Genomic DNA, 21,949 nt, shown 5'->3' with positions numbered 1-21,949 from the left:
TCAATGGGATAGGGTCTGTTATTCTTGAACTAATCTAATTAGTTGATCATTCTGTTAATATTACCCTAAAGAATAACTCTTATGACTCCATCCATTTCGCTTATTACCCTCTATTCTTTATTACCTGCCGTGTTGATGTTAATCGGTGGGGGGATCGCGAGCATTTACCGTCCCGGTAGTGCTATAACCAGTGCCACCCAACATTTTGCCGCAGGTGTTGTTTTTGCTGCTGTAGCAAAAGAACTGCTACCCAAAATCGGAGCATACCATGATCCTCTTGCTCTTATTATTGGTTTTTCAGTAGGCATTCTGGGCATGTTATTTCTAAAATGGTTGACTAACAGGCTCGAAGATCTTGAACAAGAAAAAACAGGTCTATCCTGGGGATTATTAACCGCAGTTGGAATTGATTTATTGATAGATGGTATCTTAATTGGGGTTGCTTTTTTGGCTGGCGAACGAGGAGGAATTCTTATCGCTATTGCTCTTGCCATTGAAATTTTCTTTTTGGGATTATCGACGACCGCCACTTTAGGGGCAAGACAAGTGAACGTGCCAATTCGTCTGTTAACCAGTGTCATTTTGGCCATATTGATCCCTGTGGGAGCTGCTCTGGGCGCCAGTTTATTAATTCATTTACCACTATCGATTACCAATGGAATTTTATCATTTGGTGTTGCGGCATTACTTTATCTGGTCACTGAGGAGTTATTGCTTGAAGCCCATGAGGTTCGTGAAACCCCTTACATTACTTTATGTTTTTTCATTGGATTTTTGTTGATTTTATTGTTAGAAGGGCTGGCAGCATAAATACAAGCGGGTATTTTAATAAAAACATAAGCTATGATGAGCTGAACTAGCCTGGAAAAGCAAATACAAACCGCTTGTCTATAGTTTAAAAATTAAATTTTCTTCCATTTTTTTTAACTCCGTTTGATCAAGGGGGAAGTCCACAGTCCAGCGCTTTATCGGCTGGGGAAGATTTGTTTCAGTACAGTAAATTTTCAACTCTTGTGCTGAAATATGATCGATATCAAACTCCTTAACCAGTATTCGCACCCCCTCCTCAAAACTGGTTAAAGTTTTTTGAATGACTTCATCAACTTCATGTTTTGAAAATTTCAATTGATTCGATTGGGCATCCCAAACCAACGATTTACGTCCATGCTCAGTAATAGATCCAACAACCGTTTTATTGTCTCGAATAGAAATGGTATCCGGATAACGTTCCAATTTGAGTAAGTTCATTTCTACCGTTTTGAGATCTATGGGGAGCAAATCAGTCTGCATCAAGCGAAACCACCCTTGACTGGTTTTTCTCTCCAGAACATGCACACCATCATGCTTATAAAATTTAAATTCTTCCTTGCCTTGTAAAATAGGCTCGTCTTTTTCTGTAATCCATATTCGAAGCCTTGGAGCAGAAGCGCCTAATCCCGGATCCAGAAGAAATTTTTTGTCTCCCAAAGTTACTACTAAAACAAGATGAGTAGCAGGTAACGCAAGTACCTTAGGAGAATTCACAGGTTCGCCAATAAGAACATGCGCCGCACAATATTCCGTCTTAAATCCCAATTGCATTAATGCATCAAACAACAGACCCGCACTTTGGTAACAATACCCTCCATGTTCTGAAGAAAGCAGCTTTTTATAATTAAAAAAAGACAAGGATTGTCTTTGGACAGGGTGTTGATTGCCAGCCCGACGTAATTCAAAATTGGAATAAGGAAAAGCCTTGACATGTGCCAAATAGATACTGTTTAGATATTTAATTTGTTCTTCTGTAGGTAAATCAGATAATACTTGAAAACCTAATTTTAATTTCTGGAGATATTCCTTTAAGTCAATTGGTTTCATATAAAACTAAATCATAATACTTCTTTACATCGTATCTGGTTTAAGTTTGAAAATAAAGTGTTTTATTAAAACAAAAATCAAGGGTTCCATAGAACCCTCTGCCCGGAGCCCAAGTAGAATAGACAAAACACTTGGTTTCTATGGTTACACTATCCAGCTAAGCCAGCTTATTGGCTATTTCTGTTTTTAGTGTTTCCAGATTATTGGTAAATTCATCCATTTTTTCAGAAGAATCTGTTTTTATATTTTCTTTGCTCGAAAAGAAAACTCCTACATATCCTTTTGTTGATGAAAAATGTACAACCAATGCAGGAATTACTGCTATGGTTGCAATAACTCCTATAATTCTTCTGACAAAATCAGGATAGCCATGCCAACCGCGATGCGTTGATAAAACTGGGCTGGCCTCCTCAAGAACCTGTTTACACTTCCTTTCAAATTTTTGAAAAGATTGAGGAGTGATTTCATTCATAAAAAAATCATTTCTTACTGTGGATAAGTCATTAATTAGTGCTTGCATGACATTGGTTGCTTCGTGAAGAGTACCATATTTTTTATTCAGTAATTCTGCTTTTCTTTGTAATTCATCTAATAATTTATTGAATGAATTTTGATACGGCATAATTTGAGAACGCAACATCTGTTGATTATGTCGTTGTTTTGCACGTATTTCATCTTCTTGAGTAAAAAGCTTTTCAAGGTGTGGGCAATACTTTAAAAACAATGCGATTAATTTTAAATCCCCATTATTTATCGCCTGGGTTAAATGAGCCTTGTTGAATTGGTCCTTATAAGCAGTATTTGTCTTAAAATTATCTTCCATGCGCTGATAATAAGTATCAAATAAGGCAACCATCTTCGATGCCTTTACCGGATCGCTTTTATCATAGCATCGTGCCCAATCAAGCGCAGTTCTTCCTCCTGTTGGAGCTTCCCCTATTTTATAGCGGTGATCCTGCGACACTATTGTTCTGACATGGATATCAGCACCTGCATCCATCAAATATTCCACGATATCCACATGACCATTAGCACAAGCCCAAAGCAAAGGAGTTTGTTGGAAAGAGTCTTTGGATTCCAATAAATCCGGTCTATGTTCTATAATGATTTTAACCAGCTCAAAATCTCCTTTTTTTGCTGCCTGAATTAAATCATTCCCGTCAATATTCAACGCATGACGAGAGTCTGTGTTGAGAAACGCTCGAATCAAATCAATATGAACCGGTGTACTCTTTATCACTGAAATAAACACGGATGGGAAAACAAGATTGGCATAGTTTGCAATTAAAAGTTTTGCATGTTCGTATTTCTTTTTTTGAATCACTTCGCTTAAGATTTGTGACTTTTGATATTTCGTCAGGTAGCGAACTTTTGACGCCACAGCTTCAGCTATCCCTTCGTCATTCACTTCTTTATCTAGCAGAACTTTTATCTGTTGAAACTCTCTTGATTTATCAATATAAGATTGTCTTTGATTATAAAAAATTTCAAAATTTTCAGATGAAATTTTCTTTTGCTGCTCCAAACTTCGTATATTTCCCTCTTCATTAATAGAACTGGTGCTCCAACAAAGACGCCCTCCCATCACGATATAATTGGAATCCTGGAGCAATTGAGCACTGCATGCTATTCTTAGTTCATCAAAATGTTCAGCATCAATATGAGCCAAGACGATGCCATAAGTTGATTCAGCAATAGACGCGTATTCTGCAGAAGTCAGATCAAATTCATCGGCCATCATTCTCATAAACGCTTTTTCATCGTTACATAATTGTAATACCAAATTATTCAACGTACCCCTGTCTTCAAACAAACCCAGGAATTTTTTTGCCTTTTCTTTGTTTTTTAAACGCAACTGCAAAGAACACAAATAGAGAAACGTTTGTAAAATAAACAGCTGATAAGTGTTCCTGCGTTTACATCCTGATTCAGAATCATCATTAGTGCTTTCGTTATATTTATCAAAAGCCTGATTGTAGACATCTGCAAATGTTTTTTGCTTGGTTCCTGATTGTTCACTCAGCAAATTTGCTTGTTTAAATATTGATTTAATGGCATCGACTATCTCTTCCTTTTGCCAGGTACTAAAGTCTTCGTTGTCTCCAAAGGCAGCGACCAAATTGCCTTCCATGACTTCGAAAACAGCTGATTGTTGATTTTCTAAAGAGGTATCCTGTTTTTGCAGAATTTCATAAACCGCTTTAAATAAAGCTTGAGGATCTTTATTATCTTTTTTGCATAAGTAATCGATGGGGTCTGCATCCAGTTTTCCCAGCGCATCAGTAATCAGGTCCAAGTTACCCTCTGCAGCAGGCTTTTGCACAAGAGACAATGCTTCCAGGCATTGATTAATGTCGGACTGGGCAAGTAATTGCTTGTAGCGGGATACACCGGGATTTATAAGACTCATTACGTTTGGCAAATCAAATTGTCGCACTCTGTCTGGATACACCGTTACAACAAACTCGCTCTTTGATACCATGATTTCATCGCTGTGACTAAAATCATTTTTCATGTCTTCAAAGCCTGGATTTCCTTTTCTGAAAGCGAGAGCTTGCTCTTTCAACTCATTGAGATTTGCTATGATTGTTTCAAGAAATAGTTGCTCATCCACACGGATTTCAGTAGACGATTTGAGACCATTTAATTCATGAATCAGATTTGAGAACAATTCGGTAAAGGGTTTTACTGAGTGACGACCTCCGGATTTCTGCTTACCATAAAAAAAAGTGCTTCTTTCCAGATCTGATTTGCACGTATTATCGCCAAATAAATAAAGAAAAATTGGCTTGGTTTCATCGGCAGTAAAATTGTCGGAAATACTGGCCGCGCCTGTTAAAGGCACAATTATTGATAGCTCACCTGATTTATCTAAATGAACAAAGGGGTATTTTTCGAATATTTTGGCTAATTGGTCTTTCAATTTCGTTATACTCTTTCATTTTAAGCTTTTTTGGCACCATTGTAATATAGTTTGCTTAAGACAAAATTAATAACACTGTGGGTATAAATAAGCCCGGCAAAAACCTCTTGTTGTCTCTGCCAACAAGAAAATCCCAAGATTTGAAAAATGAAGAACTTGCCTATTATTTACAAACACTGCCAATTTTTTTAATATCCGCTGATTCAATAACAAGGAGTTTCCAGTGGCTTTTCAAAGATCATTTTTTTCTCATATCGAAGACGATTGGCGTTATTATCAAAACATTCGTGCAAAATACTCTGATGCTATACCTATACCACAAAGAAAATATTTCGAACCCATTCATTCCATAGATTCATTCGCTACATTAGCAGTACGGCCTATTGAAAAACCTCTTTGGCTTGGCGTTCACACGGCAGGTTTTTTGCTGAAAGCGATAATCCACTTAGTAGGGGCATTAGTTCTTTCACCATTTGCTTTGATCTTTGCGGTATGTGTTCCGAGATCCGAATTGAGAGAGCAAACTGTCTCATCATTTAAATCTACTGCTGCCGGATCTATTGTTGCTGCAGGTATGGCTTGTGTTGCATTACTCTCAACTTTAATGTCGCTTATTTTTAATCCGTTGTATATATTAAGTCGAAGTGCCGCCACAGGAATCGATCATCTTAATTCAGTAACCGAATCCTGTTGCGGTCTGACTATAGCAAAAATCTGATTAGGTAGTTCAATCGCAACCCTTATTTATTTCAAATCTGGCGAAAACTAGAGAACAGATGGTCTCATCTGTTCTGCTGGCTCACTTTTTACCCTCATAGTTGATATTGCTCCTCCAATCAAATCAATCAAATTAATAATGGGGCTAACAATCACACCAATTGCGGTAATAAGAGAAACAGCGAAATGCACCACGCTATCAATAATATGAATCTTTGCGGCTTTTTTATCAGAAAAAACCAGGCTGTTGAGAGACTTTAAGCTCAAATAGAGAGACGACGAAACAAGTTCTAACGTAATAATAGAAAAACTAATCGGTGCTGCTACCACATGACCTGCTCTGTATAAAAAATTAGAGGCAGATGAATAGGGGGAGAAAAAAACTGATTTCAGGGGTTTGTCTTTCCCTTTTAAATAATGGTCAGCAACCAGGTAAGTGGTACCGCCTTGTTCCAATAAAAATTCATTGAATGTTTTTAAGAAATTATTAAACGACATAGATACTCCCTGTTAAAAAAATCTTCACCATAATATCTGAATTTGTACTAATTACTAAAGATAATTTCGATAATGATTTTTACGGGAATTCATTGCCTGTAAATATTGCCAGAAGTAATCAGAAATTTTGAAAAACCCTAAAGTCGAAGCAAAAATGCCTTTAATGAGAGAATTTAGATAAGCTAAATGATCGAATTAAAAACATGTTTTAACAAAGAGATTGAGGTTTTTCATGCTGATCATTGCTCCGCTTGATTTCAGAGTTATAACTTCAGCATAATGCGTCGAAGATTTTCGCCGGATTGGGAGTTTTTCATGCTTCATTTTAAATGGTATGAGTTTTCAGAATTAACAAGCAAACAACTCTATGACGTTTTGGCATTACGAGCGAGCGTTTTTGTAGTAGAGCAGCACTGCCCCTACCTTGATCCAGATGGCAAAGATTTTTTTTCCATGCATTTATTGGGTCTGGAAGAAAATTCTCTCGTTGCTTATTTGCGCCTGTTTCTTCCAACTGAGATTGAAAACCATCTCACATTTGGCCGTGTTGTTACAGCCAGATCAGCGCGGTCTAAAGGATATGGAAAAAAACTGATACTCGAATTATTGTCTTATTGTGATATGCGTTACCCCGGTATTCGTATCCAATGCTCTGCTCAAAATTACTTGAAAAAATTCTATGAAGGATTTGGCTTTAAAGGTTATGGAGAGATTTATGAAGAGGATGGCATTCCGCATCTTGCCATGCAAAGAACTTTATAAAATCGTAATGGCAAATCTGGATTTACGGTAAGAAATCCATGACCATCATCAAATTTTTAAATTGACATCGGTGTCACAATAATGCACACTTTTTCTCGTATTTACTCATTAATAATATTATTTAACGTGAGTTATGGATAAAATCAGTTATTATCTCGAACCGCTCGGGCTGAGGAGGCGTTTATGCCGTCTCGAAGCCCAGTATTGGACTTAATGTTCCATGCTAAGGCTTCGAGACGATGCTTAGGCATCTCCTCAGCCCGAACGTTCCCTGGGTATCGACTGATTGTTATATCCTCTTTAGCCATAACTCACCTTATTTAAAGTATTATTCTTTGGAGATGTTATGACGAAAATTGTTTATCTAAAAAACGACCCGGATAAGATGCTCTATTATAAAGACAGCGTCCCCAAAGATTTAAAAGTGGTTGAGCCAGATGCCAAAATGATGCTGGAAATTTTAGAGCAAAAATTAAAACTACTTGAAGTATTAGATTTGGATTGGTTTTATTGTGCAATTTGTATGGAACTTCCTAAAGAGCCCGTGTTTTATCCAACCTCAGAGGGTATTAGCAATCTTTACGAAAAAAGTGAATTAGTAAAATGGTTTTCAAAAGCCACCGGGAATAAATCCGACCCTGTTGGACTTGGTTCAAATGTTACTATATCTCAATATAAAACCCCTACTCCAAAAGAATTGCTTGATTTTGTCATTAAATCAACAGGATTTGCTGAAGAGGTGTTTATTGAGCATTACAAAAAACCCCAGGTAAAAGTTTCTCCGGAAGAAGAGCTTTTGCTTGAGAAACCCGATTATACTAGACGAAATGAAATAGTTAGCCCATCTCATTCACAGCAAAGATCCTGCTTGAGTCTCTTTTTGTACAGTATTTTTGGTTGTAAAGGAAAGAGATACGGAACACAGGAAAAACCTGAATCTCTAACATCAAATTACCTACCGTCTAATCATTAACAAAGACAAATTCGGTCTTTTTTAGACATTTTTTTATTATGTACAGGACTTACGCCCCCAAAGATCAAGGCAAAAATATAGGAGTTTAGATAAACTCAATTATTGAATTAAAAACCTTTTTTAATAAGGAGATTGGGGATTTTTATAAGTCCTGATGTATAATAATGATATAGTTCAACTAATCAATCAGGGTGTTCCATGTTGACTCCTCCACCTGACTCAAAAATTTCAACCACAGATAAAAGTTTGGATAAATTAAGTGTTCCAATGGATATGCTTAAACAAATGAATGAGTCAACAATGGAGCAAACCAAACTCGATGGACTACGAAAAAAAATGTCCCTGCAAGCCGAAATACTCAATAAAGCGAAAGCAGATAATGATATGTTTTTTCGTTTACTTATCGAATTAATGTCATTAAAACTCCAAGGTGAATTATTTAAAGAACAATTAAGCAAAATTTCTAAAGAAAGTGGTTATGACAGCGTACAAAGCGCATTAATTCAAGCTACAAACTCAGAAGGGCAAAGCCCTTTACAATACGCCCTGCAAAAACAAGATTTCACTACGGCAAAATATTTTCTGGATAATGGAGCGAAAGTAGGCCCGATAGAAAAAGCCGTCTTTGAAATTGCCCTTGACAGTAAGGCTGCTAAAGAATTTGGATTCCCACCACTGCCCCCTGAAAAAGAAAGATTGCATCCTGTCAAAAATTTTGGTCTGGTTTTAGGGATAAAAACAACCAGTGTTGATGGCACTCCCTCCCAATTCGGCCATATAGCACCAACTTATCAATTGATGACAGATTCTGTCAGTCATTTTGCCAAAGCTCATCCTGACAACAAGAATTTTCAGGAAATAGCCAATGCCTTCCATTTTTCAAATGAGGCATCGGCATTCAAATTCAGCACACCGCAAAGAAATCCGGAAGCAGGTAACGATCTTGCACGACGCATTCAAGCCGGTGAACTCACCACAATTCCTGTTAGCTGTAAAGGCCATGCCATGGGATTATCGTATGTACCTGACGGCCCTGGCTCCAAATCTGGCTACCTGATATATACCAATCGCGGTCTGGGATCAAAGAGCAATGAACATGGCACCCATATTTTCCGAATCGAGGATTCCAGTAAAATCACCTCGGAATTTATTAATAATATGACCAATGGACATTCGAATGGTGCCTCTCATGATGAAATTATGTCTCAAATTAAAGCAGCTGCCGGAAACAAAGATCCCATTCACCATATCAAACAAAAAGGACAAAAAAATGACAATTGCACAATAGCCAACTCCCGATCCAACATTGAGGGGATACTATTATGTCAAAAAGCCAGAGAAGTGGGAGGGTTCGATAAATTAACTGAAAGCGACAAAGAATCTGTTAAAAAGGAGTACAAGGAATTTACCAAACATATGCGAGTAGAAAAAGTCAATGAATTAGCCAAAGCCCTTAAAGAAAATCCTCAGGATCCTGATTTAAATAATTTGACCAAAGAATATTTAAAGCAACATCCAAACGCCGACCCTAAACTAAAACAAACGTTAGAAACTGCGTTAAAACAGGCTTCTGAAAGCAGTATGACATTAAGCCAGCCAGGAAAAACCATTTAATACTACAGTGCCTACATGGATTGTAATATCCAAAATAGTTTAATGGCCTCGCCATAATCGAGCGGTTTAATTAAATGGCCTCGAATATTCAAAGGCTCAAACGCCTGCTTATCCTTGCTAGTATAGGCGGCTGTAAGCACAAATACCTCAATGTCTGTAAATTGAGAATCAGCTCGTAATTCTTTTAAGAACTCAATACCATTCATTTTAGGTATATTAATATCGAGAAGAATCAACTTGGGATGAATTTTATTTTCTTTATTTCGACCATAAAGCATGTCCAAAGCCTGATTTCCACTTTTAGCTATTTCAATCTTGATTAATGAACTTATTTTATGGAATACACGCTCAACGGACTGAATATCGACCTCATCATCTTCTAAATACAAAATATCTATTTTATCAGCTGCGAGGTCCATCACTATTCTCCATGAGACAATATTTTATTTTTTATTTCTAAATTAATTATAGACCTAAACCTTTATTGATGAGGTATTTTAGGCCATGTAAATGAAAACTTTGCTCCTTTACCCAACTCAGACTCCACCTCAATTTTCCCATTTTGAGACTCTACAATTTTCTTTACTATAGTTAATCCTATGCCAGTAGTTTCTGCCTCATCTTTGGATTTTAAAGTTTGAAATATTCTGAATATTTTCTCAAAATACACCGGCTCAATGCCTGGACCATCATCTGCCACATAAAACTCATAAAACGAACCTCTATCCAAAACACCAATTTCGATAGTTCCCGTTTTACAGTGATGGTGTTTCATGCTGTTTGCAATCAGATTAGAAAAAACCTGGCTTAGAAGTAATTTGGCAGTTGACAGTTGGGGCATGGATTCATGAACTATGATAGTAAATTGTTCATCGTGATTAAGAATATCCATTATTTCTTGAATTAACTCTTTAGTATCTACCCATTCTATCTCCATATTGACTCGTCCTGCCCGCGCGTATTGTAACAAGCCATCTACCATGCCGCTCATGCGATGGGTACGTTCTCTAAGCAATTGAAGATTTTTTCTGGAAGAAGGATCCAGCTTATATCCACAATCCTCTTCAATCCAGGTTGCCAATTGAATAATTGCTCTTAGTGGTGCTTTTAGATCATGGGAAATAATGTATGAAAATTCTTCAAGATTCTGGTTGCTTTTAATCAGCTTTTCTTCAAACTTTTTAATTTCGGTAATATCTTTTGAAATAATGACGTAACCTACTCTTTTTCCTTTTGAATTATGATGTATGCTCATCGTAACAGAAGCAGTGAACTGGGATCCGTCTTTTCTCACCCTTTGAAATATTTCTTCCGCCTTCCCTTCCCGACGTACTGTTTGAAAAAATTTTCTTACTTTACCAGACTGGATATCTTCCTCTGTGTGCAAAATTTCGATGCTCTTTTTGTTTATTAATTCATGAGCCTCATAGCCGTAATTTCGCCTGGCCCCTTCATTCCAAACCAGGATAACGCCTTTCAAATTGATTGCAATGATTGAATATTCAATTGCGCTTTCTAATATGGTTTGTAAAGTACTTTTGGCATTGCGTTCTTCTTCTGTTTTAGCGATTTGCAGCTTTAATGCTTTGGTCTTCTCTTTTAATTTTTTACTTATTTCTTTTTGAGCTTTTAAACTCTCTTCCAGACGCTGGGCAAAACGATATAACTCGGATATTTTTTTTTCACTTATTTCTTCAGCTTCTTTCCTTGCGCGTATCTCTCTATCAAGATGGCGTAACAATACTTCGTAATCACTCATCAGGATCGCCTTTCGTTAATATAAATCTTACCTTAAAGCCCGTTTTTGCAGACAGATTTTCACGTACAATACTAATATTTTCCCTATGATAATTAATACAACCTCTTATTAAACCTTCCGCAAAATCGGCTAAAGAACGTGAAGAAGTGTAAATCATTTCCAATTGATTTGGACTGAGATATTGGCATTCAAAATGGGGCAATTCAGTATGGTCATACAATTTTTTCACTTCGAAATGAATATGTGTTTCAAGCTCTTCCAAAAATTGAAACACCGTTTTTTTTTCCCTGAAAAATTGAGGATATTTTTTTGCAAAAACCTCAAACAAATATTCTCCATATTCTTGTAAAATCACTGATGTTGGTTTGCCATTTTTCACACCAAGTGCTTTAACCAATTGAAATAATTCTTTGGGAGAGTATGTACCGATAGACGTGTAGGCACCATGGGACTTCAAATGACTATCCATAATAATTTGATCTACCAGGGTGTAGGATTCACTTTTTTCTACAAAATTGAGAAATTCGTTGAATATGATTCCTTTCATAGACAAAGTGTTTTATATCAATTGAACTATATTTTAAGTATAGTCATAAATTTGTTACTAATAATATAATCCTTACGCAATCAGGAAGTCCTAACTCAATACCACAATATTTAACCTCTCTAATATTACCCTGTTCGGAAGAAAAAATAATTTCCTAGGTTAGCTGATTTGAAAAGGCAGGTAACTTGGACCAGTCCGGATAAGTTAACTCCCATAATCGATAAATTTTTTCATCTTTATATTGAGCAATCAATATGACTTCAATTCTCTTGGCAAGCTCATTAGGTCGAGTGGTAGTAATAAATACCCGCCCGGCTATTTTTTCACCTTGCTCAAGAAAAGTCTCCTCATCATACTCAACTTGATATTGAATTTCAGTCGCATAATATTGTTGATGTGAGCTTAGAAATTCATCATAGTCTGTCACTATGTCATTGGTATAGAGTAAAAACTCCCTATGATAATATTCTGGAATAAGATTAGCATTTTTCTTAATTACCATTTGAGCAAACATTTCTTTTAATTTTTGTATATACATTTTCTACTCTCAAATTAATTTTTCAAAATTATACAACAATTATTTAGCAATAAAACTGATCATTTTGAAAAATTACCCTCAGCATTGTTCATTAATTGAAGAAAGGTTACTATGAAATTGCATGGAAGTAATCATTAATACTGGATAATAGGAGAAAAGGAATGTCTCAATTCAATTTTTTTGAAAAAAACCAGGCTTTTGATGAAAAAAATTTCGAGCAAAAATTGCAAGATGCAATTAGCCTGATAAAACAAAATCAATCTTTTGTCGCAAGACTAGTGCTTGATGTCATAAATTCCAATCAAGTCACAGTAAGTACTTTCTTTCAACTTACCCCAGATCATTACCAGAGAATGAAAACCATTATGAAAAAGGACTATCATACTACTCTTCCAAAAACTTTCCCGCCTACAATGTCGGCGGTACGTAAAATTGAGAAAGAATTAGACGGTATTATTTATGATCACCAACATATTTATATCAGCTCGACAAAAAACGTTGAAGAAATTGCCAAAACATTAATTCATGAAGTCTGTCATTTTTTAAATTCAGATCTTTATGATAAGGAACTGGAAACAGAAGCGTCAAAACAAGTCAGCTATAAAGATGAAATAAGGGCATTTACAGCAGAAAAAATATTTGAAAAAAATAATGGCTACCTGCTCAGAAGCGATATAAACCAAATACATGAAACGGTTACCGAGTTATATCCTGAATTCACCGATCCGGATAACCCAATATCAGGGTATATTTACAGCACTTTTGATAAGCCTTCTTAGAGTCTGTTGATATTTCGTCAAAGGTAATGAAGTTAGTTAGAGAACCTACGAATTTTAAAGAATATTAAGTATAATTGTTGTGAGTTTGAATTATAAAATAAATCCATTTTCTTATCTTAAACTCACAGCAATTAAAACTTAAAAGATTATCCAGAGAGCCTGCATGTCAAAACAAGAACGTATCATTTCTCATAACACCGATTCATTTCAGCTGAATACCGTTATAATGCAAATGAAGGAAAGAATAATAAAAGAGGGTGATAAGCCACATGTCACAGTAGAAACGCAACTTAAAATTCTTCAAGAATTAAGTCAATTTGGGTTTGGTCAATTTCTAATAAAAAATCAGGGCATTAATGGGTATTGGACCCATTATATGTTGACTCATCCATGGTTTGGAAGAAAGACAGGGTTAAACAATAGTGGCGAGCCATTATCAGACATGGAACGTTTCTTATTGGACAAGGCACCAACAATGTTAGCAACCCAACAACGCTTTGGGTTATTTTTGCAGGAAAATCAGAAAGCCCTATTTAATGGCGCGACCCTTGCGTCTATTCCCTGTGGGATGTTAGGGGAATTACTTTATCTTGATTTTAGTGGTATCAATAACATCCGACTCATTGGTATAGATTATGACCCGGCAGCACTAGATGATGCCAAAATCTTGGCAAAACAACAAAACCTGGACAAATTCACAACGCTTGTTTGTCGTAATGCCTGGGAGCTTAATATTCAGGAAGAATTCGACCTCATTTCCAGCAACGGGTTAAACATTTATGAACCAGACGATAACAAAGTCCTTGATTTATACCAGCAATTCCATACAGCCCTAAAAAAAGGCGGGAAGTTAGTAACCAGTTTTTTAACCTATCCTCCTCACCTGAGTTCACAATGCGAATGGATGTTCAATAAAATTAATCCAGAGGATTTATTACTGCAGAGAATTATTTTTTCAGATATTTTGAATGCAAAATTCCAGTGTTATCGCTCTTCCCAACAAACCCAAAAACAACTCGAGTTGGCGGGCTTCAAGAATATTCATTTTCTATATGACGAAGCTCATCTCTTCCCAACCGTAATAGCTGAAAAATAGCAAGAAAAAGGAAATTGTTATCAGCATTTTTTAAACTTCCATTTCTTCACACTTCATTTTAAAATAGCTGATTTTCCCAAGGATAGTCGAACATTCGGCACCTGATTATTATCACAAATAAAATAAAGGAATAAGCAATGGTAGACTATCATTATTTCAAGAGTAAATTGAATCACTTTTATGGGCGCTATGTAGGATATAATCAACGCCCGGTTTTTTTTGATATTGAGCAAACTTTCCCAGAATTAAATCATATAACACGTCATTTCCCCGATATCAAAAGGGAATTCGAAAATGTACAAGCGAATGTGAAAGAATTTCCACGCTACCACGACATAGATCCTGGAGAGTCTGCCATATCAAACACCACAGAAAAAAACTGGAATGTCTTCATGCTGTATCTTCTTGGTTATCAACTCAAAGAAGCCCGTTTATTATGCCCGACACTTTGTAATTTATTGGAAGGAATACCACATCTTATACAGGCTTTTTTCTCGATTTTAGAACCTGGAAAATCAATTCCCCTCCATGAAGGACCCTATATTGGCTATCTAAGATATCATTTAGGAATTCATGTCCCTAAAAACAATCCACCACAAATCTTTGTTAATAACCAGTCTTACACTTGGAAAGAAGGAGAAGCAGTACTTTTTGATGACTCCTGGCCACATGAAGTACGAAATACAAGTGAAGATTATCGTGCTGTATTAATCATTGATGTCTTACGCCCTATGCCCTTCTTGCCGCAATTGGTTAATCAATTTGTAACCCACGTCATTGCTCGCTATTTTTATGGACGCAAGGTAATGAAACGCGCGATGCAGTATGGTGGAGAAGTAAAACCTTTGGCACTTTAAATAAAAAACGATTATCTTGCAAATATCAGTTGGGAAAACCACTTAAGGCATAAAGAAACTCATATCGTAAGCTTTAGTGCTCCTTCAATCTCTTTTTTTATTTGGATAACGACTTCCCTCATTGCTTTTTTAACTGATTTGGACAGCGCAGTATTAAAAGTGGTGTTATCAATTTCAATCCCGTACAAAATGATATCCTCTGGCAAATCATTAAGACTTTGACCTATTTGAAGCGCTTCTGCCACACCCATTTCATGGGTCGATAACCTGCTTTGAAATGCAAAAATCTCGTTATTTTTTAAGCGATGAATTGTACCTGGAGCGCATCCGGATTTTACGGCATCAATTAAAAAAACGACTTTGGCAGGATTCATCAATTCAATCAAAAGAAGACCAGGTCGATCGTAAGATTCTATGATCAGCGTTTTACTTGCATAGTGCTCTTTTGACAGTTCTGTCTTAAGGCGATCGGCAACCAGCCATCCCGCTTGATCCTCACCAAAAGGTGAACCTATGCCTAAGACTTTTATAAGATTCATATTCTATCGATTTTTAAATTCAAAAAATGAGTAGAGCATGAAATACACGGATCATAATTACGAATTATCATCTCACTAAAATATCTTATCGCTTCTTCCTGTTGATTAAGGCCAAATTGTATTAAAGAATGTCTTAAATCTTCTTCAATACGCGCTTGATTTTGGCTAGTGGGAGGAACAATCCGGGCTTGTAAAACCTGGCCACTTTCATCAAAACGATAATGCTGCCACAACAGGCCTCTGGGAGCCTCGGTACAACCTACTCCTTCCCCTGCCTGAGGCCTGATTTCAGGATGAGATTGCTCTGGCAAGTCATATTGTTCCAAAATACGGATAGCTTCCAAAACACAGTAGTACATTTCCACTGCTCGAGCAATAATGCTATGGCACATATTCCGCGAAGGGAATTGAATATTCAGGCTTTGTAAAAGAAGATGAATGGGTACTGGCAAATGCCCGAAGCAATTATTAATACGGGCCAGAGGGCCTACTAAATAGGGTTTATTTTGCAATAAACAGTGCAATGCATTGGAGTAATCCACATGATGCTCTTTGAAATAGCTATCAAATTCTTCTTTGCTTATGTTTAATCCACGATCTGAAACAATTCTTCCTTCATTCATAGGATATTCAGTAGGGTGATAAAGCGAAACACTGGTAAAATCATGAGAATTATCAGGTAAAGATAAGCTGGCAAGCCAAGCAATTAACGCTTCGCAATCCGAAACCCGATCTTTTCCCTTGTCTAATATTAATTTGATTTGTGAATGAGAAGGCGCTTTATAAAAACCTCCAACGCAAGCTCCCACTGGATGAACGGAGCGCCCCCCTAACAATTTAATCAAATCATTACCAAAAGCCTGAATCCGCAACCCGCATTTCACTTCCTGTGGATATTTCCTTGCCATTTCAGGTGCTGATTGAAATCCTAAAAAATCTGGTAAAGCCAAAAAATAGACGTGCAAACTATGGCTTTCGAGCCATTCGCCGCAATAAAACAGCCGACGCATATCGCGAACCCAAGGAGTAGGGCTCAGATTAAAACATTGTTCTATAGCCTGTGTTGCACTCATTTGATAAGCAACGGGACAGATGCCACAAATACGGGCTACAAAATCCAACACTTCGTTGTAACATCGACCTTCCAGAAATTTCTCAAATAATCTTGGTGGTTCATAAATTTTTAATTTTAATGTGTCAATTTTGCTATCCCGAATGCAAAGCTCAAGAGCCCCCTCACCTTCCACCCGTGCCAAAATTGGAACATTAATTGAAATGTCTTTAGCCATCGCTGATTCTAATTCCCTTAAAGTAATTTCCGGCTTGATTAAATGCAGGTGCCTGATTATTAATATGTAAAAACTGCCTGGCAATCGCTTCTTTGGTTAATCCCATAGATAAAAACCACTCTCCCAAAGAATTGGGATTGGAGTTTTCTTTTGGTCCATAACAGGCATAACATGCTCTGCCCAACGTGGGGCAAAGCGATCCACAGCCCGTTTGAGTTACTGGTCCCATACAGGGTTGTTTTTTGGTCACCAATACACACACATTCCCTTTTCGTTTGCATTCCATGCATTCAGAATCTCTTTTTATTTTGGGAGTCGCGTTAGATAATAAAAAACGAATCGCCTCCAATACCTGCCCACTATTTACTGGACATCCCCATAACTCCCAATCCACTTTAACGTGATGCGCAATAGCTGTTGAGGTCGTTAAAGTCTTGATATAATTTGGTGAAGCATAAACGCTGGCCATCCATTCCCCGGAATCTGCAAAATTACGCAAAGCTTGTATACCTCCGGCTGTAGCACAAGCACCTATGGTAATAAGGTATTGACTGTTTTCACGAATTTTACGTATCCGACGCTCTTCATCAGGAGTTGAAATGCTGCCTTCAACAAAAGCGATATCTACTTTCACATCCACATCCACCATACCTGCCTCTGCAAAATGCACGATTTCAACCAAGTCAGATAAGGTCAACAACGATTCACCCGCATTTAAAAATGCCAATTGACATCCATCACAAGAAGTAAATTTATGTACAGCGATACGTGGTTTCATAGCATCCCTCAGGCACTTTAAAATCCAGGTTCTTTGAATAACTCTTTAATCTGAGAATAAGCAAAGACAGGGCCATCTTTGCATACGAATAAACCACCATATTGACAATGACCACAATGACCAATTCCACATTCCATGTTTCTCTCCATACTAAGGTAGATGTCGTTTTCAAGAATCCCCTTTTGGGTAAACACTTTAACGGCTGTATTCATCATCATTTCAGGCCCACACATCATCACTACCGACTTATCTGGTTGTATAATGATGTGGTCAATCAAGTCAGTCACATAACCAACACCCCAAGGCCATTTAGGACCAGCTTGATCTGCGGCTATATAAACTTCAGTATGATCTGATTTTTGCCATTTAGCATACTGCTTTCTAAAAATAAAATCCTCGCTGTGTTTTACTCCCTGCAAAATACTGAGCTTACCGTAATGACGTCGTCTTCCTAAAATATAATTGATAATAGAAACAGATGGAGCACAACCCAATCCCCCGGTTAGAACAATAATGTCTTTACCTATCGTTTTTTGTAGTGGCCAGCCTACTCCAAAAGGACCTCGTATTCCAAGACGATCACCAACCTGCAGTTTTTGCATGGCTTTGGTTACCCGCCCCACAGCCCGGATGGTGTGACTCAGGAAAGTTTTCTTTCTGGGATCCGAGACAATTGAAATAGCCACTTCACCTACCCCATAAAGGTACAGCATATTGAATTGACCAGGATAAAATTGAAATTGCTTATGATGTTCTTCATCAGTAAAACGCAAATGCAGGGTAAAAATTGAAGACGACTCCTGCGTACGCTGAATAATTTCAACTTCTTTTGGCAAATAAGGATCATAGACTACTTTATTCACTTTCTATTTTCCTTACATTAGACTCGCCCGAAATCGCTGCCAACTCTTCAGTTATATCAATTCCCACAGGACACCAGGTTACACAACGTCCACATCCAACACAACCGCTGGTATCAAATTGATCAAACCAGCTTCCAACCTTGTGAGTTAGCCATTGCCTGTATTGTTTTTTTGTGTCATCACGAATAATTTTCCCATTGAGATAAGTATGACCTGTCGTAAAACAAGAGTCCCACTCTCTATGGTGTTCACTGGTACAACCATCCAAGCCTGGCTTTTCAACTTCACTATGACAAAAACAGGTTGGGCATACCAAAGTACAATTACCACAGGATAAACACCGTTCGGCCACGTCATCCCAACGAGGATGATTTAAATTCGAAAACAGCAAATCTCGCAAATCCCTTTTATTATCCAAAGGAATCCTCTTGGTTTGCAAGGCAGCGGCTTGTTTCACATTGTTTTGAGCATCGACACATTGCGCGCTTTTTGCATCATGTAAATCCAGTTGATTAATAATCTCTTTGCCTCTATCACTACCTGTTTCCAGCACAAACCCATCGTCAATTTCCGTCATAAGAATATCAAACGAATTGTTCACTGCAGGACCGGTTCCGGCAGAAACACAAAAACAATTTGCAGAAGAATAGGTACAATTCACGGCAACAACAAATAATTGCTCGCGTCTTCTTTTATAACGAGGATCAGGATTATTGCTTTCTATAAAAACTTTGTCTTGAATGCTCATCGCCGCTAAATCACAAGAGCGAGAACCGATAATGGCAACAGGCAGTTCATCAGGTTGATGTGGTTTAAAGCACAATTTTCCTTGTTCATCACGCTCAACCCTCCAAACCGTTTCCTGTGGCTTGAACAATAGAGGCTTTATTCCCTGAGGGCCATTGGCAAAGGCAAAGGCTTTGCGTTCCGGAATCTGTTCCAATCGATACCCGCCTGGTTCCTGATGGTCACGCATACCCCAGGGTAATTGTTCAGCTCTGCTCAGGACATCATAAACAATCGCACCATCACGCACCTGAGGCCCCACACAGGAATATCCAGCATTTTGCAAAGAATCAATTAAATGTTGCAATTTATCATAAGGCAAAAAACTGGCTGTCTTGTCATTCATCCTCGCCATCCTTTCATGTCAACCATTAGTACTTAATTAACAGATTCTGGGTAATTGCTCTCCGGCCAGCCAATCCACAATTCGTAACCCGCCCAATTTTGTTTTCAGCTGAACAAAACAGCGATGATCTTCAATCACTTCGCCAATGATTTCAGCATGTAAACCCAAGGGGTGTGCTTTCATAGCGGTTAATAACCTCTCTGCCTTTTCAGAAGGACAAATCGCAATTAATTTTCCTTCATTAGCAACATAAAGAGGATCAAGACCTAATAATTCGCATGCGCTGGCAACCTCGGTACGAATCGGAATTTTACTTTCATCAATGACAAACCCGACTTTGGATTGCAAGGCCAATTCATTCAGTGTTGTTGCAAGCCCGCCACGCGTAGGGTCACGTAAGCAATGAAGCTCCGGGACTGCTTTCACCATCACATCTACAAGCTCATGCAAGGAAACTGTATCAGACTGCACTCTGGTCTGAAATTCTAGGTTATTGCGATGCGCCATAATAGCCACCCCATGGTCCCCTATAAAACCACTCACAATGATTTTGTCACCCGGTTTTGCTCCATCACCTGAAATATGAATTCCCGCAGGGACAATACCTACTCCGGTTGTCGTAATAAAAATGCCATCGCCTTTTCCTCGCTCCACAACTTTTGTATCGCCGGCAATGATAGCAACAGCTGCTTCCCTGGCTGCATCGGCCATGGAATAAACGATTTTTCGCAAATCGTTAAGCGGAAACCCTTCCTCAAGAATAAAGCTGGCTGTCAAATACAAAGGTTTTGCCCCTGACATAGCCACATCATTAACCGTTCCATGCACTGACAAAGAACCAATGTCCCCGCCAGGAAAAAAAAGGGGGGAAATAACATGAGCATCGGTTGCAATGACCATACGTCCTGAAGGAACAATAAAGCAAGCCTGATCATTTTTCTGTGCCAACCACTCGTTATCAAACGCTGTTAAAAATAATTGTTCGATTAGCTGAGCCATAGCACGGCCCCCACTGCCATGGGTCAAATTGATAGTACCTTCTTTAAAATTCATTTTTGGCCCAGTTAATTTTTTAGTTATCAGGATTTCACTCATAAAGCATTAACCCGTCCATAAGCATAAACAGCAGCGCAAGCTCCTTCCGATGAAACCATACAGGAGCCTAAAGGATTTTCTGGCAGGCAAGCCTTGGCAAACAATTTACAATCAGTTGGCTTTTTTACTCCTCTTAATACCTCTCCACAAAGACACTGCTTATGTTCCTGTGCTGCACTATCAGGTAATTCAAAACGCTGCTCGGCATCAAATTCAGAAAAAGACTCTTTGATTTTTAACGCGCTGGATGGAATAAAACCCAAACCACGCCATTCAAAACGATCCCGTATTTCCAGGACTTCAGCCATGATTTGTTGCGACAAAAGATTACCCATACGATTTACCGCACGAGTGTATTGAATTTCCACTTCACACCGCCCCTCATTCAATTGTTGAATTAACATGAGAATAGAATGCAACACATCCAAGGGTTCAAACCCTGATATCACTATCGGTTTTTGGTATTTTTTACACACATGCTCATAAGGATAGCTTCCTATCACGATACTGACATGAGCTGGGCCGATAAACCCATCCAGGGCAACTTCATTGGTCTGCAGCAAGCTTTCCATCGCAATAGGAGTTAATACATGGTTACAAAATACACTGAAATTGGTGATGTTTAATTTTTTCGCTTGTTTGATGACAAAAGCAGTAGGAGGGGTTGTTGTTTCAAAGCCTATAGCAAAAAATACAACGTCTTTATCAGGGTTTTCCTGAGCGATTTTTAATGCATCATTCGCAGAATATATCATCCTGACATCAGCGCCACCTGCTTTGGCAGTTAACAAACTTTTTTGTCCAGTACCCGGAACTCGCAGCATATCAGCATAGCTGCACAGTATCACTTGCGGCATTGAGGCCAGCGCAATAGCCTTATCAATTCTCGCAATAGGCAAAACGCAAACAGGGCAACCGGGGCCATGAATCATTTCAACATTATTTGGAAGCAAACTTGGAATCCCATAACGATGAATTGCATGCGTGTGGCCACCGCAAAACTCCATAAATTGATAATGTCTTTGCGGATCTGCTGTCGCAATAATTTCATTGACAATGGCTTGTGCGTAAGCACCGTTACGAAACTCTTCTATGTATTTCACTTCAAGCCATCCTTTAGCATCTGTGCAAACAAACTCAGTGTTTTGTTCGCCTCGCTTTCGTCCAGTTTTGTTAAGGCGAATCCTGCATGTATGATAACGTATTCCCCTTTAGAAACTTGATCCAAAAGAACGGTGGAAATTTCCTTGCTGATCCCACCCAAATTAACGATTGCCTTGTTATCTTCCAAAACCTGATCAATTTGCGCTGGCAACGCTAAGCACATAAGCCA

23 protein-coding genes are annotated in these 21,949 nt (G+C 38.0%); 8 read left to right on the top strand and 15 right to left on the bottom strand.

The genetic code is table 11. From position 1 onward, the window contains the following. Positions 1-81 precede the first annotated feature (81 nt). On the top strand, positions 82-810 hold the full coding sequence (locus CC34_RS0106870) for a ZIP family metal transporter (protein ID WP_028378452.1): 729 nt from the start codon (positions 82-84) through the stop codon (positions 808-810). 78 nt (positions 811-888) lie between these two features. Here the strand turns inward: CC34_RS0106870 and CC34_RS0106865 are convergent, their stop codons facing one another. Both CC34_RS0106865 and ankF read right to left on the bottom strand, forming a co-directional pair. After that, positions 889-1,857, bottom strand: a complete 969-nt coding sequence (locus tag CC34_RS0106865) for an arylamine N-acetyltransferase (RefSeq protein WP_028379301.1) — start codon at positions 1,855-1,857, stop codon at positions 889-891. A gap of 157 nt (positions 1,858-2,014) precedes the next feature. Then, the gene (gene ankF, locus CC34_RS0106860; RefSeq protein WP_028378450.1) at positions 2,015-4,780 is read right to left on the bottom strand and encodes a Dot/Icm T4SS effector AnkF/LegA14/Ceg31; all 2,766 of its coding nucleotides are present in this window, start codon (positions 4,778-4,780) and stop codon (positions 2,015-2,017) included. A gap of 223 nt (positions 4,781-5,003) precedes the next feature. Between ankF and CC34_RS0106855 the strand changes: the two genes are divergently transcribed. Then, positions 5,004-5,498: a hypothetical protein gene (locus CC34_RS0106855; RefSeq protein ID WP_028378449.1), complete on the top strand. Its 495-nt coding sequence runs from the start codon at positions 5,004-5,006 to the stop codon at positions 5,496-5,498. 47 nt (positions 5,499-5,545) lie between these two features. Here the strand turns inward: CC34_RS0106855 and CC34_RS0106850 are convergent, their stop codons facing one another. Beyond that, complete coding sequence (locus tag CC34_RS0106850; protein ID WP_027227485.1) at positions 5,546-5,995, bottom strand: hypothetical protein; 450 nt, start codon at positions 5,993-5,995, stop codon at positions 5,546-5,548. Positions 5,996-6,310: 315 nt separating this feature from the next. Here CC34_RS0106850 and CC34_RS0106845 point away from each other — a divergent pair, with 315 nt between their 5' ends. The 3 genes from CC34_RS0106845 to ankD all read left to right on the top strand — a co-directional run bounded on the left by CC34_RS0106845 (position 6,311) and on the right by ankD (position 9,344). Next, positions 6,311-6,757: a GNAT family N-acetyltransferase gene (locus CC34_RS0106845; RefSeq protein ID WP_028378448.1), complete on the top strand. Its 447-nt coding sequence runs from the start codon at positions 6,311-6,313 to the stop codon at positions 6,755-6,757. 346 nt (positions 6,758-7,103) lie between these two features. After that, complete coding sequence (locus CC34_RS0106835; RefSeq protein WP_028378447.1) at positions 7,104-7,730, top strand: RING finger protein; 627 nt, start codon at positions 7,104-7,106, stop codon at positions 7,728-7,730. A gap of 198 nt (positions 7,731-7,928) precedes the next feature. After that, entirely contained in the window at positions 7,929-9,344 is a 1,416-nt protein-coding gene (ankD, locus tag CC34_RS0106830) for a Dot/Icm T4SS effector AnkD/LegA15 (protein ID WP_028378446.1), read from the top strand. 11 nt (positions 9,345-9,355) lie between these two features. Here the strand turns inward: ankD and CC34_RS0106825 are convergent, their stop codons facing one another. The 4 genes from CC34_RS0106825 to CC34_RS0106810 form a co-directional block, all read right to left on the bottom strand. Continuing rightward, positions 9,356-9,763 carry a response regulator gene (locus CC34_RS0106825; RefSeq protein ID WP_028378445.1) on the bottom strand — a complete coding sequence of 136 codons (408 nt, stop codon included), beginning with the start codon at positions 9,761-9,763 and terminating at the stop codon, positions 9,356-9,358. Positions 9,764-9,825: 62 nt separating this feature from the next. Next, the gene (locus CC34_RS0106820; RefSeq protein ID WP_028378444.1) at positions 9,826-11,103 is read right to left on the bottom strand and encodes a sensor histidine kinase; all 1,278 of its coding nucleotides are present in this window, start codon (positions 11,101-11,103) and stop codon (positions 9,826-9,828) included. Beyond that, a complete protein-coding gene (locus tag CC34_RS0106815; RefSeq protein ID WP_028378443.1) occupies positions 11,096-11,650 on the bottom strand; it encodes a heme NO-binding domain-containing protein in 555 nt (184 codons plus the stop codon). Before CC34_RS0106815 ends, CC34_RS0106820 begins: the two co-directional genes overlap by 8 nt. A gap of 154 nt (positions 11,651-11,804) precedes the next feature. Continuing rightward, positions 11,805-12,188, bottom strand: coding sequence for a hypothetical protein (locus CC34_RS0106810; protein WP_028378442.1), 384 nt, complete (start codon positions 12,186-12,188; stop codon positions 11,805-11,807). Between the two features lie 140 nt (positions 12,189-12,328). Between CC34_RS0106810 and CC34_RS0106805 the strand changes: the two genes are divergently transcribed. The 3 genes from CC34_RS0106805 (at position 12,329) to CC34_RS0106795 (ending at position 14,920) form a co-directional block, all read left to right on the top strand. Beyond that, positions 12,329-12,967: a hypothetical protein gene (locus CC34_RS0106805; RefSeq protein WP_080274136.1), complete on the top strand. Its 639-nt coding sequence runs from the start codon at positions 12,329-12,331 to the stop codon at positions 12,965-12,967. 163 nt (positions 12,968-13,130) lie between these two features. Beyond that, complete coding sequence (locus tag CC34_RS0106800; RefSeq protein ID WP_028378440.1) at positions 13,131-14,063, top strand: SAM-dependent methyltransferase; 933 nt, start codon at positions 13,131-13,133, stop codon at positions 14,061-14,063. A gap of 137 nt (positions 14,064-14,200) precedes the next feature. Further along, positions 14,201-14,920 (top strand): aspartyl/asparaginyl beta-hydroxylase domain-containing protein, encoded by a 720-nt coding sequence (locus tag CC34_RS0106795; protein WP_028379300.1) that lies wholly within the window; start codon positions 14,201-14,203, stop codon positions 14,918-14,920. Positions 14,921-14,979: 59 nt separating this feature from the next. Here the strand turns inward: CC34_RS0106795 and CC34_RS0106790 are convergent, their stop codons facing one another. The 8 genes from CC34_RS0106790 to CC34_RS0106755 are packed head-to-tail and all read right to left on the bottom strand — an operon-like array spanning position 14,980 to position 21,943. Further along, positions 14,980-15,459 carry a hydrogenase maturation protease gene (locus CC34_RS0106790; RefSeq protein ID WP_028378438.1) on the bottom strand — a complete coding sequence of 160 codons (480 nt, stop codon included), beginning with the start codon at positions 15,457-15,459 and terminating at the stop codon, positions 14,980-14,982. Then, complete coding sequence (locus tag CC34_RS0106785) at positions 15,456-16,748, bottom strand: Ni/Fe hydrogenase subunit alpha (RefSeq protein ID WP_028379299.1); 1,293 nt, start codon at positions 16,746-16,748, stop codon at positions 15,456-15,458. Before CC34_RS0106785 ends, CC34_RS0106790 begins: the two co-directional genes overlap by 4 nt. After that, the gene (locus CC34_RS0106780; RefSeq protein WP_028378436.1) at positions 16,741-17,526 is read right to left on the bottom strand and encodes an NADH-quinone oxidoreductase subunit B family protein; all 786 of its coding nucleotides are present in this window, start codon (positions 17,524-17,526) and stop codon (positions 16,741-16,743) included. Before CC34_RS0106780 ends, CC34_RS0106785 begins: the two co-directional genes overlap by 8 nt. 17 nt (positions 17,527-17,543) lie before the next feature. Next, the gene (locus CC34_RS0106775; protein WP_027227500.1) at positions 17,544-18,389 is read right to left on the bottom strand and encodes an FAD/NAD(P)-binding protein; all 846 of its coding nucleotides are present in this window, start codon (positions 18,387-18,389) and stop codon (positions 17,544-17,546) included. Beyond that, positions 18,382-19,521: a 4Fe-4S dicluster domain-containing protein gene (locus CC34_RS0106770; protein ID WP_027227501.1), complete on the bottom strand. Its 1,140-nt coding sequence runs from the start codon at positions 19,519-19,521 to the stop codon at positions 18,382-18,384. The genes CC34_RS0106775 and CC34_RS0106770 overlap by 8 nt, the downstream gene beginning before the upstream one ends. 36 nt (positions 19,522-19,557) lie before the next feature. Continuing rightward, complete coding sequence (gene hypE / locus CC34_RS0106765) at positions 19,558-20,616, bottom strand: hydrogenase expression/formation protein HypE (protein WP_027227502.1); 1,059 nt, start codon at positions 20,614-20,616, stop codon at positions 19,558-19,560. Continuing rightward, positions 20,613-21,719, bottom strand: coding sequence for a hydrogenase formation protein HypD (hypD, locus tag CC34_RS0106760; RefSeq protein ID WP_027227503.1), 1,107 nt, complete (start codon positions 21,717-21,719; stop codon positions 20,613-20,615). Before hypD ends, hypE begins: the two co-directional genes overlap by 4 nt. Continuing rightward, positions 21,716-21,943: a HypC/HybG/HupF family hydrogenase formation chaperone gene (locus CC34_RS0106755; RefSeq protein WP_028378432.1), complete on the bottom strand. Its 228-nt coding sequence runs from the start codon at positions 21,941-21,943 to the stop codon at positions 21,716-21,718. Before CC34_RS0106755 ends, hypD begins: the two co-directional genes overlap by 4 nt. Positions 21,944-21,949: the final 6 nt, after the last annotated feature.

Source organism: Legionella pneumophila subsp. fraseri, assembly GCF_000586315.1.
Classification (GTDB): Bacteria; Pseudomonadota; Gammaproteobacteria; order Legionellales; family Legionellaceae; genus Legionella; species Legionella pneumophila_B.
Note: the sequence above shows the minus strand (reverse complement) of the source record. Positions and strands in the feature narration are given on the sequence as shown.

Excerpts from the sequence above, each read along its gene's own strand:
- CC34_RS0106870 (WP_028378452.1), top strand. The coding sequence starts at position 82 with ATGACTCCATCCATTTCGCTTATTACCCTCTATTCTTTATTACCTGCC.
- CC34_RS0106825 (WP_028378445.1), bottom strand. The coding sequence starts at position 9,763 with ATGGACCTCGCAGCTGATAAAATAGATATTTTGTATTTAGAAGATGAT.
- CC34_RS0106790 (WP_028378438.1), bottom strand. The coding sequence starts at position 15,459 with ATGAATCTTATAAAAGTCTTAGGCATAGGTTCACCTTTTGGTGAGGAT.
- CC34_RS0106820 (WP_028378444.1), bottom strand. The coding sequence starts at position 11,103 with ATGAGTGATTACGAAGTATTGTTACGCCATCTTGATAGAGAGATACGC.
- CC34_RS0106800 (WP_028378440.1), top strand. The coding sequence starts at position 13,131 with ATGTCAAAACAAGAACGTATCATTTCTCATAACACCGATTCATTTCAG.
- CC34_RS0106835 (WP_028378447.1), top strand. The coding sequence starts at position 7,104 with ATGACGAAAATTGTTTATCTAAAAAACGACCCGGATAAGATGCTCTAT.
- hypE (WP_027227502.1), bottom strand. The coding sequence starts at position 20,616 with ATGAGTGAAATCCTGATAACTAAAAAATTAACTGGGCCAAAAATGAAT.
- CC34_RS0106845 (WP_028378448.1), top strand. The coding sequence starts at position 6,311 with ATGCTTCATTTTAAATGGTATGAGTTTTCAGAATTAACAAGCAAACAA.
- CC34_RS0106755 (WP_028378432.1), bottom strand. The coding sequence starts at position 21,943 with ATGTGCTTAGCGTTGCCAGCGCAAATTGATCAGGTTTTGGAAGATAAC.
- CC34_RS0106815 (WP_028378443.1), bottom strand. The coding sequence starts at position 11,650 with ATGAAAGGAATCATATTCAACGAATTTCTCAATTTTGTAGAAAAAAGT.
- CC34_RS0106770 (WP_027227501.1), bottom strand. The coding sequence starts at position 19,521 with ATGAATGACAAGACAGCCAGTTTTTTGCCTTATGATAAATTGCAACAT.
- ankD (WP_028378446.1), top strand. The coding sequence starts at position 7,929 with ATGTTGACTCCTCCACCTGACTCAAAAATTTCAACCACAGATAAAAGT.
- CC34_RS0106795 (WP_028379300.1), top strand. The coding sequence starts at position 14,201 with ATGGTAGACTATCATTATTTCAAGAGTAAATTGAATCACTTTTATGGG.
- CC34_RS0106780 (WP_028378436.1), bottom strand. The coding sequence starts at position 17,526 with ATGAAACCACGTATCGCTGTACATAAATTTACTTCTTGTGATGGATGT.
- CC34_RS0106850 (WP_027227485.1), bottom strand. The coding sequence starts at position 5,995 with ATGTCGTTTAATAATTTCTTAAAAACATTCAATGAATTTTTATTGGAA.
- CC34_RS0106865 (WP_028379301.1), bottom strand. The coding sequence starts at position 1,857 with ATGAAACCAATTGACTTAAAGGAATATCTCCAGAAATTAAAATTAGGT.
- CC34_RS0106785 (WP_028379299.1), bottom strand. The coding sequence starts at position 16,748 with ATGGCTAAAGACATTTCAATTAATGTTCCAATTTTGGCACGGGTGGAA.
- CC34_RS0106810 (WP_028378442.1), bottom strand. The coding sequence starts at position 12,188 with ATGTATATACAAAAATTAAAAGAAATGTTTGCTCAAATGGTAATTAAG.